Raw genomic sequence first — 797 nt, forward strand, 5'->3', positions numbered from 1 at the left:
CACTTTCGAACCTAACGAGACGCACAATACTGCGAAGCTCGCAGATTTAAACAAAACCTATCTTTCAGAGCTCTTAATAGGAGGTGAAGACAAGGTCGACGTTTATCAATACTCCTTAACCAAGGGCACGATTTACAGTATCAAGAGTGTAAATTTACAAGGCTCGGGTAGTACCACTGCTGGTGGCTTACAGTTTGAAGTAATCGATGAAGATGGCTCACCTGTTGTATCAAATTATGATTTGCATCAGGATATCGCTTCAAGCGGCGAGTTCTCGGTGACTGAAACAGGTACTTATTATCTCCGAATACTATCTCAACTTGGTACGATTTATCAGAATGATTATTTCAAATATGAAGTGGCAATCTGGGAACCGAGAGAAACTTGGGATAATCCTCATTCAACTGAAAATAACATGGAACCCAATGAGACGCCACGTTTAGCTTATGCCGTTGACGTCTCTCAGCCTATAGTTAGTCAGCTTGAGATGGGTAGCCGTGATAATGTCGATAGTTACGCGGTCGCCCTTTACCCAGGTAACCAGTATCTGCTTACCGTAACGGCAACGGATGGACCGAACAGAAGTTCTGCGTCACGTTTACAGATCAAGGTGACTGACGAAGACGGTACGGTTAGCTTTGTGCCTGAATCGCCATTATCCGTTGGTGTAGAGCAACAGTTCATAATTGAAAGCCTGACGCAAACCAATGCGGTAATTGAGCTCTTTTATAACTATACGAATGGTCATTTAGAGGATTATCATGCTTATGAGTTTGAGGTAACTTTGCAATAAGATC

1 protein-coding gene is annotated in these 797 nt (G+C 42.8%); it reads left to right on the plus strand.

Annotated elements, in window-relative coordinates; translation table 11 throughout:
- The coding region (locus A3757_RS24915; RefSeq protein ID WP_156506578.1) for a pre-peptidase C-terminal domain-containing protein at positions 1-793 on the plus strand (793 nt) is incomplete at its 5' end.
- Positions 794-797: the final 4 nt, after the last annotated feature.

The sequence above is a fragment of the Oleiphilus sp. HI0117 genome (genome assembly GCF_001635235.1).